General features: G+C 71.5%; 12 protein-coding genes and 2 tRNA genes. 9 read left to right on the top strand and 5 right to left on the bottom strand.

The features are described from left to right. Positions 1-84: 84 nt before the first annotated feature. The 3 genes from HCC61_RS02850 to HCC61_RS02840 form a co-directional block, all read right to left on the bottom strand. Entirely contained in the window at positions 85-981 is an 897-nt protein-coding gene (locus HCC61_RS02850) for an SMP-30/gluconolactonase/LRE family protein (RefSeq protein ID WP_169133582.1), read from the bottom strand. Positions 982-1,117: 136 nt separating this feature from the next. Next, a complete protein-coding gene (locus HCC61_RS02845) occupies positions 1,118-1,882 on the bottom strand; it encodes an IclR family transcriptional regulator (RefSeq protein WP_169133581.1) in 765 nt (254 codons plus the stop codon). 195 nt (positions 1,883-2,077) lie between these two features. Continuing rightward, positions 2,078-3,283: a Ku protein gene (locus HCC61_RS02840; RefSeq protein WP_169133580.1), complete on the bottom strand. Its 1,206-nt coding sequence runs from the start codon at positions 3,281-3,283 to the stop codon at positions 2,078-2,080. Between the two features lie 30 nt (positions 3,284-3,313). Here HCC61_RS02840 and ligD point away from each other — a divergent pair, with 30 nt between their 5' ends. Beyond that, on the top strand, positions 3,314-4,204 hold the full coding sequence (gene ligD / locus HCC61_RS02835; protein ID WP_169133579.1) for a non-homologous end-joining DNA ligase: 891 nt from the start codon (positions 3,314-3,316) through the stop codon (positions 4,202-4,204). Positions 4,205-4,406: 202 nt separating this feature from the next. On the opposite strand, the gene HCC61_RS02830 is transcribed toward ligD, so the two are convergent. Then, positions 4,407-4,706: a YtxH domain-containing protein gene (locus HCC61_RS02830; protein ID WP_169133578.1), complete on the bottom strand. Its 300-nt coding sequence runs from the start codon at positions 4,704-4,706 to the stop codon at positions 4,407-4,409. Between the two features lie 187 nt (positions 4,707-4,893). Here HCC61_RS02830 and HCC61_RS02825 point away from each other — a divergent pair. From HCC61_RS02825 to HCC61_RS02805, 5 genes are all read left to right on the top strand, one after another. Further along, positions 4,894-4,966, top strand: a tRNA-Asn gene (locus tag HCC61_RS02825). Between the two features lie 188 nt (positions 4,967-5,154). Further along, positions 5,155-5,228, top strand: a tRNA-Ile gene (locus tag HCC61_RS02820). Between the two features lie 288 nt (positions 5,229-5,516). Continuing rightward, positions 5,517-5,741 (top strand): hypothetical protein, encoded by a 225-nt coding sequence (locus tag HCC61_RS02815; RefSeq protein ID WP_169133577.1) that lies wholly within the window; start codon positions 5,517-5,519, stop codon positions 5,739-5,741. Positions 5,742-5,747: 6 nt separating this feature from the next. Beyond that, entirely contained in the window at positions 5,748-6,410 is a 663-nt protein-coding gene (locus HCC61_RS02810; protein WP_169133576.1) for a Clp protease N-terminal domain-containing protein, read from the top strand. A gap of 225 nt (positions 6,411-6,635) precedes the next feature. After that, the gene (locus tag HCC61_RS02805; RefSeq protein WP_206321944.1) at positions 6,636-7,166 is read left to right on the top strand and encodes a hypothetical protein; all 531 of its coding nucleotides are present in this window, start codon (positions 6,636-6,638) and stop codon (positions 7,164-7,166) included. A gap of 178 nt (positions 7,167-7,344) precedes the next feature. On the opposite strand, the gene HCC61_RS02800 is transcribed toward HCC61_RS02805, so the two are convergent. Beyond that, complete coding sequence (locus HCC61_RS02800; protein ID WP_346776989.1) at positions 7,345-8,544, bottom strand: MalY/PatB family protein; 1,200 nt, start codon at positions 8,542-8,544, stop codon at positions 7,345-7,347. 159 nt (positions 8,545-8,703) lie between these two features. On the opposite strand from HCC61_RS02800, the gene HCC61_RS02795 reads away from it, so the two are divergent. The 3 genes from HCC61_RS02795 (at position 8,704) to HCC61_RS02785 (ending at position 14,158) form a co-directional block, all read left to right on the top strand. Then, positions 8,704-10,110 carry an FGGY family carbohydrate kinase gene (locus HCC61_RS02795; protein ID WP_169133575.1) on the top strand — a complete coding sequence of 469 codons (1,407 nt, stop codon included), beginning with the start codon at positions 8,704-8,706 and terminating at the stop codon, positions 10,108-10,110. Between the two features lie 368 nt (positions 10,111-10,478). Beyond that, on the top strand, positions 10,479-12,239 hold the full coding sequence (locus tag HCC61_RS02790; RefSeq protein ID WP_169133574.1) for an ABC transporter ATP-binding protein: 1,761 nt from the start codon (positions 10,479-10,481) through the stop codon (positions 12,237-12,239). Continuing rightward, complete coding sequence (locus HCC61_RS02785) at positions 12,236-14,158, top strand: ABC transporter ATP-binding protein (protein WP_169133573.1); 1,923 nt, start codon at positions 12,236-12,238, stop codon at positions 14,156-14,158. Before HCC61_RS02790 ends, HCC61_RS02785 begins: the two co-directional genes overlap by 4 nt. The last annotated feature ends 46 nt before the right edge of the window (positions 14,159-14,204 follow it).

Here is a 14,204-nt window from a genome sequence, read left to right as displayed (position 1 = left end):
CCGGGGCATGGTCCCGGCCCCGGCGCCGACGCCAGGCCCGAGTCGGCGCGCCCGGTGTCCACGCGCCGGGCCCCTCCGGCTCCGTCAGCCCGCGAACGCCGCCTGCGGCAGCCCCTGTTCGGCCCCGGGCAGCACGAGCAGCGATCCGGCCAGCGGATACGCCGAGGGGTCGGCCCCCGCACTCGCCGTCGTCACATACAGATCCCGCAGATCCGCGCCGCCGAAGGCGCACGCCGTCGGACGCGGCACGGGCAGGCCGATCGTGCGCTCCAGCCTTCCGTCCGGCGTGTAGCGGCGCAGGGCGGCGCCGTCCCACAGCGCGACCCAGACGCAGCCGTCGGCGTCGACGGTCAGCCCGTCGGGGTAGCCCGCGCCCTGCTCGATCTCCGCGAACGTCCGCCGCCCCGAGACGTCCGCACCCGAACTCCCGTCCCCGGCAGGCACGTCGAAGACGTCGATCCGGCGGGTCGGGGTGTCGTTGTAGTACATCAGCGAGCCGTCGGGGCTCCAGCCGATGCCGTTGCTGACCGTGACGTCCGGCAGCACGGTCACCGTGGAGCCGTCGCCGGTCACGCGCTTGAGGTCGCCTCCGCCCGCCAGTTCGTTGTACGCCATGGTTCCCGCCCACAGCGCGCCGTCGGGAGCCACGGCCGCGTCGTTGCCCCGGCGCCCGGGCACGACCTCGCGGTGCAGCCACGAGAAGCCGCCGTCCGGGCCGTAGAGGCCGATGCCGTCACGGAGGTTGACGACGAGGCCGCCGCCCGCCCTGGGCTTCGCTGCGCCGACGTGCTGTTCCGTCGCCATGACCGTGCGGCCGCCGCGGGACGGATCGTACGTATGCACACGGGAGTTGAGGATGTCCACCCAGATCAGCAGCTCACGTGCGCCGTCCCAGGTCGGGCCCTCGCCGAGCCACGCCGGTGTCCGTACGGCCACCGCCACCTCTGTCCCTGCCGCTGCCCTCTCCCGCACGCCGCTCATCCCTTCCTCCGCAGGCCCGGGCACCCGCTCTCGGGGCCGGTGTCTCCGGGCCGGTGTCTGCGCGCCCCTCGCCCACGGGCCATGTCCGGCGGACGGGTGCGCGTGCTGTCGTGCGTACGTCTCCCGCGTGCGGGCGTCAACGGTGCCCGAGCCGGCACGACAGCTCCGCCGCGCCCTTGACCGCCAGGTCCGCCAGCTCGTCCCGGCGCTCCTCGCTCCACCGGACCGTGGGCACCGAAATGCTCAGCGCCGCAACGGACTTCCCGCTCGCATCCCGTACGGGCGCCGCCACGCAGCTCACATCCGGGTTGGACTCCTGCTGCTCCACGGCGACGCCGCGCTCGCGGATCCGTGCCAGCGCCTTGCGCAGCTCCTCCGGCGACGTGATGGAGCCCGGCGTCATCGCGGTGAGCGGCCCTGCGGCCGCCAGCGTCGCCTCCAGGTCCTCCTCGGGGAGCGACGCGAGCAGCATCTTGCCGACGGCGGTGCAGTGGGCGGGCAGCCGGCGCCCGGCGGCGGAGACCATGCGCACCGCGTGCGTGCTGTCGACCTTCGCGATGTAGATGACGTCGGGGCCTTCGAGGATCGCCACGTGCACGGTCTCGTCGCACGTGTCGGCGACGCTGCGCGCCACGCGGTGCCCCTCGGCCGCCAGATCGAGCTGCTCGGCGTACCGGCTGCCCAGCTGGTAGCCGCGGACGCCGAGCCGGTAGCGTCCCGGCCGGTCCGGCGGCTGTTCCAGATAGCTGCGCGCGGTGAGCGTGGTCACCAGCTCGTGCACCGTCGTACGGGGCAGCCGGAGCCTGCGGGTGATCTCCGGGGCGGAGAGGGTCTCTTCGCAGTCGAGGAAGAGCTCCAGCACGTCCAGGGCCCTGGTCACGGCCGGCACGAGACGACCCATGTGCCCCGCCCTCCCCTTGCTCGCTTCGCGTCTTCGCGCGTTACCGCCGGTTCGAAATACCGGCAACTGGTCGGCATCGCGAACAGATTAGCCACGCCCTCGCGGCGCCGACAATGCTGCGGAGTTCCGGGAGCACACCGGTGCGGCACAGGAGCGGGGTACGGGGAGCGGGGCGCCGAAGCGGCTCGCAGGGCGCTAGGCGGTCTTCCGCGGGCGGGCGGTCTTCTTCGCAGCGGCGGTCTTCTTCGCACCGGAGGCGCTCTTCGCCGCCGCGGTCGTCTTCTTCGCCGGCTTGGCCGCGGGCTTCGCGGCGGACTTGGCGGCGGACTTGGCAGCCCCGCTCGCGGCGGCCGGCTGCCTCTTCGATGCGGCCTTCTTGGCTGCCGTCTTCTTCGGGGCCGCGGCCTTCGATCCCGTTTTCTTCGAGGCGGCGGCCTTCTTCGCTCCGCCGGTCTTCTTCGCCGCTGCGGCCTTCTTCGCCGTACCCGATCCGCCCCCCGCCCCCGCCTTCCTCGACCTCGCGCCCCGCTGCCTCGACAGCTCGTGCACGGTGGCGTCCGAGTCGGCCGCCGCACCGCCGCCCCCGCCGGACGCGGCGGCCCCGCCCCCCTCGCCGCGCGACTTCCTGGCGGCCTGCACGCTGCTCTCCAGCACGGACATCAGGTCCACGACCTGGCCCTTGCCGGAGGCCGCGGCCGTCTCCCTGCCCGCCGCCCCGGTGTCGACCCCTTCGAGCTTCGCGGTGACCAGCTCCTCCACGGCCGCCCTGTACTCGTCGTGCAGCTCCGACCAGTCCAGGTCCCCCAGCGTCTCCATCAGGGTGTCCGCGAGATCCAGCTCGGCATCGCGGATCGTGACGTCCTCCTCGGGCGCGACAGCGCTCGGGGAACGGATCTCCTCCGGCCACAGCATCGTGTGCAGGGCCAGCACGTCCTCGTAGACGCGGAGCAGTCCGAGGCTCTCCCGTCCCCGCATCGCCAGCTTGCCGACGGCCACCTTCCCGGAGCGCTTGAGCGCCTCCCGGAGCAGTGCGTACGGCTTGGTCGCGGAGCGGCCGTCCCCGGCCAGGTAGTACGAGCGGTCGAGCTGGATGGGGTCCACTTCCTCGGCGGGGACGAAGCCGAGGATCTCCACCGTCTTGGCGGTCGGCAGGGGCAGCGCGGCCAGGTCGGCGTCGGTCAGCTGCACGGTGGTCCCGTCGCCGGTCTCGAACCCCTTGCCGATCTCCTCCCGCGGCACCTCCAGCTCCTCCAGCTCGCAGACCTTGCGATAGCGGATGCGGCCGCCGTCCGCGGTGTGGATCTGGTGGAAGGAGACACTATGGCTCTCGGTGGCCGAAACCACCTTGATCGGTATGGAGACCAGCCCGAAGGAAATGGACCCTTTCCAGATGGATCGCATGGTTCGTCCCTTCTATGGGACTCTCAGGGTATGCCGTACACGGAGGTCGAGGGCCGCCGTCTCGCTCTCAGCAATCTCGACAAGGTGCTCTATCCGGCCACCGGATTCACCAAGGGTGAGGCACTCCACTATTACGTGACCGTCGCCGAGGCGCTCCTCCCGCACCTGCGGGGACGCCCCGTCTCCTTCCTGCGGTATCCCGACGGCGTGGACGCCACAGCCTTCTTCGCCAAGAACGTGCCGCCCGGCGCCCCCGGCTGGGTGACCGTCCACGAGATCACCGAGATCAGCAGCACGCCGCTGCGGCAGGTGCTGATCCAGGACCTCGCCACTCTCGTGTGGGCGGCGAACCTCGCCGGCCTGGAGCTGCACACCCCTCAGTGGCGCGTGGAGCACGAGGCGCGGGCGGACCGGCTCGTCTTCGATCTCGACCCCGGACCCGGGGCCGGCATTCTCGAGTGCCGCACCGTCGCCCTGTGGCTGCGCGAGCGACTGGCGTACGACGACATCACTGTGCTCCCCAAGACCTCGGGCGGCAAGGGGCTGCATCTGCTGGCGCCCATCGAGGTCACCTCGTCGTCGGCGGCCTCCGCGTACGCGAAGAAGGCCGCCCTGGAGGCAGAGGCCGCCATGCCCGAACTGGCGCTGAGCAGAATGGCGAAGGCGCTGCGCCCCGGCAAGGTCTTCGTCGACCACTCGCAGAACGCGGCCTTCAAGACGACCGCCGCCCCCTACACCCTCCGCGCCAAGCAGCGTCCCACCGTCTCCACTCCGCTCACCTGGGACGAGCTGAGCGCGGCGAGGACCGCGGACGAACTCGTCTTCCTCGCCGACCAGCTGTCCCTGCGACTGGAGCGCCACGGCGACCTGATGGCGCCGCTGCTGGATCCGGGACTGGTGCGTCCGCTCCCCGGCGCCTGACGAGACCGGGCGAGGGAGAGCGGACGGGAGCACCGCGCACGCCGACGGCGGGCGGACCGGAGGCTGTTCCGGTCCGCCCGCCGTCGTGGCCGCTCGTACGGGACCGCCCGACGCGGGGATCGCTTTGCGTACGGGATCGCGCTGCGTTGCGGGGCGCGTCCCGTGCAGGCGGTCCGGCCGCGGAACTGCCCGTCGTGCGGGGCTACTTGCTGCCGCTGCCCCAGTCGTCGTCCATGGGTGTGCGGTGGTCGCGGAGCGCGCGCACCCGCTCGTTGACCGACTCCGGCAGCCGGTGCCCGACCTTCTCCGTCACGACTCCCGCCGCCTTCGAGGCGGCTTCACGGCCGGTCTGCGCTGCGCTCTCCGCGGCGTTGCGTACGGCGGGGTTCTCGGACAGCCGCTGTGCCGTCTGCCGCAGCCGCTCGTAGCGCTCGCGGCCGGCACGCGTACCGAACACGTACCCGACGGCCAGTCCAGCGACGAACGTGAGCCGGTAGCGCATGGCTCCACCCTTCTCTCGGATCTCTCGGGACTCTCGGAACTCTCTCGGACTCTCTGCTGTTCCCCGGTCTTCCCCGGGCACGGGCCCGCACCGATACCGATTTCGGAGTACCCGCTGGCATGCGCTAATGTATGCGCGCGGCGAGGGAACGCGGTCCGTGGCAAGTGGGCCCGTCCGAGCAGCGCATTCCCGTGTAGCTCAATCGGCAGAGCAGCCGGCTGTTAACCGGCAGGTTACTGGTTCGAGTCCAGTCGCGGGAGCAACCGAAAGAGCCCTCCCCGGGGCTCTTTTTCTTTGCCGGGCAAGTCCGTCGGGGCACTCGGGAACCGATCACCGGGTGCCCGGAGTCCTCCCTCCCGTACGGCCCCACCCGGCAGGGGCGGGAGATCGTATGAGCAGCTATGCTGCGGCAGACGCGGCGCGCACAGATGTGCGTGGCCCGGCGAACGGGGCGGTAGCTCAGCCGGTTAGAGCAGCGGACTCATAATCCGTCGGCCGTGGGTTCGAGTCCCACCCGCCCCACCGAGCACGGACGCAGGGTCGGGTCACCGGCTCCGCGGCAGCGCCCCGGCGACCGTCCGGGGCGCCAGTTCTCTCTCTGATTCCTCCGGCCTCCTCCGGTGATCTCTCCTCCGGCGTGACGGGCCGTTCCGGTTCGGTCCTGGCCCCCGCCCCGGCACCGACACGTACGCAAAGACCTTGCGGCGCCCGGCAGTTCCCCTCCCCCGGTCCTTCGCAGGCGACGCTCTCGTCAGCCCCTCTTGTCAATGATGGTTGACAAGCTCCGTCGTGTCATCCTAAGTTGACAGCATGGCCGCATCGGAAGCAAGAGAAGCAGTGGACACAGCCGAGGCCGCCCTGCACAGCGATCCCCGCGTAGGACTGCGGGCCGTCGCCGCGCTGCGGCGGCTGACCGAGCGCCTGGAGGCGTTGCAGGTCGACAGCGCCCGCGCCCAGGGCTGGTCCTGGGACGAGATCGGGGCCGCGCTCGGCGTGAGCAGGCAGGCCGTACACAAGAAGCACGCGAGGAGGTAGGCGGCGATGTTCGAACGTTTCAGCCGGCCGGCACGCGAGGTCGTCATCGGAGCGCAGGAGGAGGCGCGGAGCCTCGGTCACGACTGGATCGGCACCGAGCACCTTCTGCTCTCCGCGCTGCGCCTGCCGGAGCAGCCGGGGGTCTCGACGCTCGTACGGCTCGGGGTCAGCGCGGAGACCTGTCGCGCCGCGGTGTCGAGCGTGGTGGGCGGCGCGGACGGCGACGCGCTGGGTCCGGAGGACGCGGAGGCGCTCAAGGCCTTCGGGATCGACCTGGAGGAGATCCGGCGGCGTGCCGAAAACGCCTTCGGGGACGGTGCGTTGGACACCCCGGTGAGCGATCCCGGGGAGAGCGCACCGCGCAGGCGCCGCCTCGGGAGGCTCCGGCGGCGGGAGAGCGGGGCGCGCGGCGACGGCGGCTCCGGCGGGACGGGCGAACTGCCCGGACCTTCGAGGCACATCCCCTTCACGGGACGGGCGAAGAAGACGCTGGAGCTGTCGCTGCGCGAGGCGGTCGCGCGCAAGGACCGCCACATCGGGGTGGAGCACGTGGTGCTGGCGCTGCTGCGCGGCGACGACAAGATCTCGCAGGGAATGTTCCAGCGGCTGGGTGTGGCGCCGAAGGAGATGCGCGACCTGGTCCTGGCGGACCTGCGTACCGCGGCCTGAACGGGGCGAGTCGGGGCCGTCCGGTACGCGGCGACGTGCATAGACGTCCTGCCCCGCGCCCCTCGTGGAGCGGGGCGGGACGTCGACGGCTGCCCGCGGCCCGCGAGTTCCGTACAACCCCTCGGCTGTGTCGGGTGTCTTTACCGATGTCGGAATCTTCCGGGCAATAGCCCACAAGATTCGTCTGTCAGAACAGTCATGCTTTACAGCGTTTGAGGGGGAACAATGCGTATTCGCTATGCCAAGACCGCGGTGGCGGCGCTGACTTGCGCCATGCTGGCGGTCCCGGCGGGAGCCGCCTACGCCGGCAGTGGGCCCGCGCCCAAGCCGTCCGAGCGGAGCGCCGCCAAGTCCACCGCGCCCTCGGCCGAGGGCAATCCGAACAGCAGGCTCGCGGAGGCCGCCGGGGTGTGCGACGACGCGTACCAGATCGGCACCACCGGGTACGTCAAGCGCAGCGGCGTCACCATCGCCTCGGTCAAGCAGTTCTACTCGCCCGACTGCAAGGAGAACTACGGCTACGTGTGGGTCTGGGAGAGCTTCCGCAAGACCGCGGGGGACTACGACGTGACGGCGGCCGTCTACAGCTACTCGCAGGACGAGGTGCTCGGCACCAGGGCCTGGACGAACACCACGCGGCAGGAGTTCTGGTCGCACGGCACGGACACGGTGTCCGAGTGCACCGCGGGCGTCGGTTCGGTGCGCAAGGCGGGCGACCCGGTGCCCAACAACGCGGCGTCGTCGAAGCGTTGCTGAGACCGCGGCGCTGAACGGGGGCGAACGGGGTGTGGCGGGGCTTCCCGCACCGGCCTTGAGGGCTCGGTGCGGGAGGTCCCGTCCGTGCGAGGGGGCCCGTCCGTGCGGGGAGATTCCCGTCCGTCGGGGCGACCGGCCGTCCCGCGCACCCCGGGCGACGGGCCCGGCGCCGGTCCGGTCAGACGGCGGCGGCCATCCGCCGTACCGCCTCCTCCAGGATCTCCGGCGACGTACCGATGTTGAGCCTCGCGTGGCCCGCGCCGCCCGTGCCGAAGGCCGGTCCGGGGATCAGGGCGACGCGGCCCCGTTCCAGGAAGGCCGCCGCCGGGTCGTCGCCCAGGCCCAGCCCGCGGCAGTCGAGCCAGGCGAGGAAGGTGCCCTCGTGCGAGCCGTAGCCCACCTCCGGAAGATGGCGTTCCAGCAGCTTGGAGAGGAGCCTGCGGTTCTCGTCGAGGCCCGCGAGCAGCGCCTCCAGCCATGCGTCGCCGTGCCGCAGCGCCGCCACGTGCCCGATGACGCCCAGGTGGCTGGGCCCGTGGCTGACCTCCTCCGGCATCCGGGACAGTTCGTCCGCGGCGTCGGCTCCGGCGACGGCCATGGCCGCCTTCAGCCCTGCCAGGTTCCACGCCTTGGAGGCCGACATCAGGGAGAAGGCGCGCTCGGTGCCGGGCACCGACAGATACGGGGTGTGACGGGCGCCGGGAAGCGCGAGCGGTGCGTGGATCTCGTCGGCGACGACGCGAACGCCGCATTGGCCGGCCAGTTCGGTTACCGCGGCCAGTTCCGCGGCGGTGTGCACGGTGCCGGTCGGGTTGTGGGGGCTGCACAGCAGATAGGCGGCCGCGCCCCTGCCGTCCGCCGCGGCCTTTCCGGCCCCTGGTCCCCGGGCGTCGCCGCTGCCCGCGCCCGTGCGGAAGGCCTCGGCGAGGGTGTCCAGGTCGATCCGGCCCTCCTCGGTGAGCGGCGCCTCGACCACTCGGCGGCCCATGTGCGAGACGAACTCGTAAAAGGGCGGATAGACGGGCGAGTTGACGACGACGGCGTCCCCGGGCGAGGTGATCAGCTTGAGGATCTCGACCACCCCGGCCATCACATCGGGCACGATCGCCGCACGCTCGGGTCGCACTCTCCAGCCCCAGTGGCGTCCGGCGAATCCGTCCAGGGCCTCGGTGTAGACGTCGCCCATGGCGTAGCCGGTGTCTCCGGCGTCGATCGCCGCGTGCAGCGCCTCGGCGACCGGAGCGGCCAGCGGTACGTCCATCTCGGCGATCCACATCGGCAGCACGTCGCCGGGGTGTACGCGCCACTTGGCGCTCGTACGGCGGCGCAGCTCGTCCAGGGTGCACTGACGCAGCGGGTTGCTCACACAGATGTCCACCACACCAAGCTAGGCCGCTCCCCCTGATCCGCGGGAGGTGCCCGCCCGTACGAGCGGGGCCGCCGGGCAGGCCGGGACCGGTATGGGCCCGCCCGCGAGGGGCGGTGAAGGGCGAGGGCGGCATCGGGCCGCCACGGAGCGTAGGGCATCATTCGCGCCATGGGGATAGTCGCCGGCCTGGAGAGCTCCGCGGAGTACACGCGCATCGTCGTCTGCGACGCCGATTCGGGCGCCGTCGTCAAGCACGGTCATGCCGATCATCCGGCGGAGCGAGACGATCCGCAGTCGTGGCTCATGTCACTGGGCAAGGCCGCGAGTTCGGGCCAGTTCTCCGACGTCGAGGCCATCGGGGTGGCCGCTCAGCAGCAGGGGCTGATAGCGCTCGACTCCGCGGGCAACCCCGTACGGTCGGCGCTGCTCGGCAACGACCGGCGCATACAGCCCGCCGCCGCCGACCTGGTCGACGCGCTCGGCGGCCGGCACGCGTGGGCGGAGGCCGTCGGCACGGTGCCGGAGGCCGGGCATCCCGTCTCCAAGCTGCGCTGGCTGGCACGCGCCGAGCCACAGGCCGCGGCGTCCGTCGCCGAGGTGCTCCAGCCCCACGACTGGCTGGTGTGGCAGCTGATGGCACGGCCCGCGCGGCGTACGACGGACCGTGGTGAGGCGTCCGGCACGGGCTACTGGTCGGCGGCGCTGGAGACCTACCGCCCCGACCTCGCCGAACTCGCCCTCGGCCACCAGGTCGCACTGCCCGAGGTGATCGGCCCCGCGGAGCCCGCCGGTCGTACGCCCGAGGGTCTGCTGATCTCCGCCGGTACGGGCGAGACGATGGCCGCGGCCTTCGGGCTGGGCGTCGACGTCGGGGACGCCGTGATGTCGCTCGGAGCCTCCGGTTCCGTGTGCGCGGTGCACCACGAGGCGCTCAACGACCCGAGCGGGACGATCACTTCGTACGCCGACGCCACCGGGATGCACATGCCCGCGGTACGCACCCTCAACGCGACGAGGGTGCTGCGCGGCGCGGCCGAGATGCTGGGGACCGACGTCAAGGGGCTCTCGGAACTGGCACAGCGCTCGACTCCGGGCGCGTACGGAATGGTGCTGCTGCCGTATCTGGAGGGCGAGCAGACCCCGAACCTGCCGCACACCGCGGGCTCCCTGCACGGTATGCGGCGCGAGAGCATGAAACCCGAGCATCTGGCGCGCGCGGCCGTCGAGGGGATGCTCTGCGGGCTGGCCGACGCGCTGGACGTGCTGCGCGGCCGGGGCGTGCAGGTGCGAAGACTCTTCCTGCTGGGCCCTGCCGCGAATCTGCCCGCCGTGCAGGCGGCGGCTCCGGCGCTGTTCGGCACGCAGGTGGTGGTGCCCCGTCCCGCCGACTACACCGCGATCGGCGCGGCGAGGCAGGCGGCGTGGGCGCTCAACGGCGCTGCGCAGCCGCCGCGTTGGCCTACGGCGGAGTGCGAGGTCTTCGACCCGGGCGAGAGCCTCGCCGCGGGGCAGGCGGTGCGGCAGCAGTACGTGACCGTGCGCGAGGAGACACATCCGGGGGCCTTCGGCGCCTGACCCGGGCGGAGTCGCGGAAGGCGGCGGGCGGCGGGCGGAAGGCGGCGGGCGGCGGCCACCGGCCGGAAGGCGGCGCGAACAAGCGCCGAACAGCCGGCGAGCGTGCGGTTTCCGCGGCGGAAGGTGTCCGGATCGGGCGGATTCAGCCCGCAGCGATCACAGCGATCTTTGCCCGGAGTTGGGGGTCCGCATGACGTGACCGCTCGAAAATAGGAATACACGGCAGTCGCCTGCGAAGTAGTGTCAACCGACCGCCCACGTCGTACCGCCCCGCCACTCGTACTCTTCACCGCTCGTACTCTTCACCGCTCGGCGCCGTCACGCCCGCGGCCGAGCCGCACAGCTTTCTTTCCGCACGGGGGACCTTTGTGCTGATCCGCCTGCTCCGCGAACATCTGCGCCCTTACCGGCGCCCGGTCACCGTCCTCGTACTGCTCCAGCTGGTGCAGACGTCGGCGACGCTCTATCTGCCCACGCTCAACGCCGACATCATCGACAAAGGCGTCGTCCGCGGCGACACCGGCTACATCCTCGGCCACGGCGGGCTCATGCTCGGCGTCTCCCTCGCACAGGTGGTGTGCAACATCGGCGCGGTGCTCCTCGCGGCGCGCACCGCCGCGGCGGCCGGCCGGGACATCAGGGCACGGGTCTTCGACCGCGTGCAGACCTTCTCCGCGCGCGAGGTGAGCCGCTTCGGCGCCCCGTCGCTGATCACCCGCACCACGAACGACGTCCAGCAGGTGCAGATGCTGGTGCTGATGACCTTCACGATCATGGTCTCGGCGCCGATCATGTGCGTCGGCGGCATCGTGATGGCCCTCGGGCAGGACGTCCCGCTCTCCTCGGTGCTGCTGGGCGTGGTGCCGGTGCTGGCCGTGCTGGTCGGCCTGATCGTGCGGAGGCTGCGGCCCCTGTTCCGCACCATGCAGCGGCGCCTCGACGGCGTGAACAGGGTGCTGCGGGAGCAGATCGGCGGCATCCGCGTCATACGTGCCTTCGTCAAGGACGACTACGAGCAGCAGCGCTTCCACGAGCACAACAGCGGGCTGACCGCTGTGCAGCTCGGCGCCGGGCGGCTGATGGCGCTGATGTTCCCGGTGGTCATGACGGTCGTGAACGTCTCCAGCGTCGTGGTGGTGTGGTTCGGCGCCCACCGTGTCGACAGCGGAGGCATGCAGATCGGCGCGCTCACGGCCTTCCTGTCGTACCTGATGCAGATCGTGATGTCGGTGATGATGGCCACCTTCATGTTCATGCTGATCCCGCGCGCGGAGGTGTGCGCCGACCGCATCACCGAGGTGCTGGACACCTCGTCGAGCGTGGTCCCTCCCGACGAGCCCGTGCGGACGCTGCGCGGAGTGCCCGGAGACGGCGGGCGCGGGGGCGGCGTGCTGGAGCTGCGCCGGGCCGGCTTCCGCTACCCGGGCGCCGAGGCCCCGGTGCTCGCGGACGTCGATCTGCTCGCGCGGCCCGGCGAGACCACGGCGGTGATCGGCTCGACGGGCAGCGGCAAGTCGACGCTTCTGGGGCTGCTGCCGCGGCTGTTCGACGCCACGGAGGGCGCCGTGCTCGTCGGCGGCGAGGACGTGAGGACGCTCGAACCGGCTCTGCTTGCCCGCACGGTGGGCCTCGTGCCGCAGCACCCTTATCTCTTCTCCGGCACGGTCGCGTCGAACCTGCGCTACGGACGGCCCGACGCCACCGACGACGAGCTGTGGGAGGCCCTGGAGACCGCGCAGGCCGAGGAGTTCGTGGCCGCGATGGACGGCGGGCTGTACGCGCCGATCGGCCAGGGCGGCAACAACGTCTCGGGCGGTCAGCGCCAACGGCTCGCGATAGCAAGGGTGCTGGTCCACAGCCCGCAGATCTACCTGTTCGACGACTCCTTCTCCGCGCTCGACTACGCGACCGACGCGGCGCTGCGCGCGGCCCTCACCCGCCGCACCGCCGACGCGACGGTCCTCATCGTCGCCCAGCGGGTCTCCACCATCCGTGACGCCGACCGGATCCTCGTGCTCGACGAGGGCCGCGTCGTCGGATCGGGGCGGCACCACGAGCTGATGGAAGACAACGAGACGTACCGGGAGATCGTGCTCTCCCAGCTGACAGAAGAGGAGGCCGCAGCGTGAGTGGTCCGGCCCGCATGCTGGGCGGCGGCGCACCGCCCCGCCGATCGGCCGACTTCCGCGGCTCCGCGAAACGGCTGGTTGGGCAGTTCAGTCCCGAACGGGCCACGCTCATCGGCATGGTGGCCTTCGGGCTGCTCGGTGTCGGTTTCAGCGTGCTCGGCCCGAAGATACTCGGCGAGGCCACCGACCTGATCTTCGCCGGCTTCATCGGCAAGCGGCTGCCGGACGGCGTCAGCCGCGAGCAGGTGCTGGACCGGATGCGCTCCGAGGGCGACACCGGCGTGGCCGACATGCTCTCCGGTACGGACTTCACCCCGGGTCAGGGCATCGACTTCGGCGCGCTCAGCCAGGTGCTGCTGCTGGTGATCGCGGTGTACGCGGTGGCGGGGCTGATGATGCTCGCCAGCGGGCGGCTGTCGGTGCGCGCGATCAACCGCACCGTCTTCCGGCTGCGGGAGCAGGTCGAGGCGAAGCTCTCCCGGCTGCCGCTGTCGTACTTCGACAGGCAGACGCGAGGCGAGGTCCTCAGCCGCGTCACCAACGACATCGACAACATCGGCCAGACCCTCCAGCAGACCATGGGCCAGATCGTCAACTCCGTGCTGACCGTGGTCGGTGTGCTGGTGATGATGTTCTGGATCTCGCCGCTGCTGGCGCTGGTCGCGCTCGTGACCGTACCGATTTCGCTGACCGTGGCGACCCGGATCGGGAAGCGGGCGCAGCCGCAGTTCGTGCAGCAGTGGGCCGACACGGGCAAGCTCAACGCCCACGTCGAGGAGATGTACACGGGGCACGCCCTGGTGAAGGTCTTCGGGCGGCAGGGAGAGTCGGCCGCGGCCTTCCGTGAGCGCAACGAGGCGCTGTACCGGGCGAGTTACAAGGCGCAGTTCGTCAGCGGGATCATGCAGCCGGTGATGATGTTCGTCTCGAACCTCAACTACGTGCTGGTGGCCGTGGTCGGCGGGCTGCGGGTCGCCTCGGGTGCGCTGTCGATCGGCGACGTGCAGGCCTTCGTGCAGTATTCGCGGCAGTTCAGCCAGCCGCTCAACCAGATCGCCTCCATGGCCAACATGGTCCAGTCGGGGGTGGCGTCGGCGGAGCGCGTCTTCGAGATCCTCGACGCGCAGGAGCAGAGCCCCGAGCCCGCGGTTCCGGCACGCCCCGCCGAGGTGCGCGGGCGCGTCGAGCTCGACCGGGTCTCCTTCCGCTACGAGCCGGACCGCCCCCTCATCGAGGACCTGTCGCTCAAGGTCGAGCCGGGCAGCACCGTCGCCATCGTCGGCCCGACGGGCGCGGGCAAGACCACGCTCGTCAACCTGCTGCTGCGCTTCTACGAGACGCGGAGCGGGCGCATCCTCCTGGACGGCACGGACACCGCGGAGATGAACCGCGAGGAGCTGCGCTCCCGGATAGGGATGGTCCTCCAGGACACCTGGCTCTTCGAGGGCACCATCGCGGAGAACATCGCCTACGGGGCGCAGAGTTCGAGCCGCGAGCAGGTCGAGGAGGCCGCGCGCGCGGCACACGCGGACCGCTTCGTGCGGACGCTGCCCGACGGCTACGACACGGTCCTCGACGAGGACGGCACGGGCGTCAGCGCCGGTGAGAAGCAGCTGATCACCATCGCGCGCGCCTTCCTCTCCGACCCGGTGATCCTCGTGCTGGACGAGGCGACCAGCTCGGTCGACACCCGCACCGAGGTGCTCATACAGCAGGCCATGGTGCGGCTGGCGCACGGCCGTACGAGCTTCGTCATCGCCCACCGGCTCTCCACGATCCGGAATGCCGACGTGATCCTCGTGATGGAGGACGGATCGATCGTCGAACAGGGCTCGCACGGCGAGCTGCTGGCGGCCGGCGGGGCCTATGCGCGCCTGTACGAGGCGCAGTTCGCGGCGGCGGTGGCGGAGGTGGACTGAGCGCGGCCCCGGGGCGCCCGCCGGTGCCGGCGGTGTCCCGGGGCGC

The sequence above is a fragment of the Streptomyces sp. HNM0575 genome, assembly GCF_012726265.1.
Taxonomy (GTDB): domain Bacteria; phylum Actinomycetota; class Actinomycetes; order Streptomycetales; family Streptomycetaceae; genus Streptomyces.
Note: the sequence above shows the minus strand (reverse complement) of the source record. Positions and strands in the feature narration are given on the sequence as shown.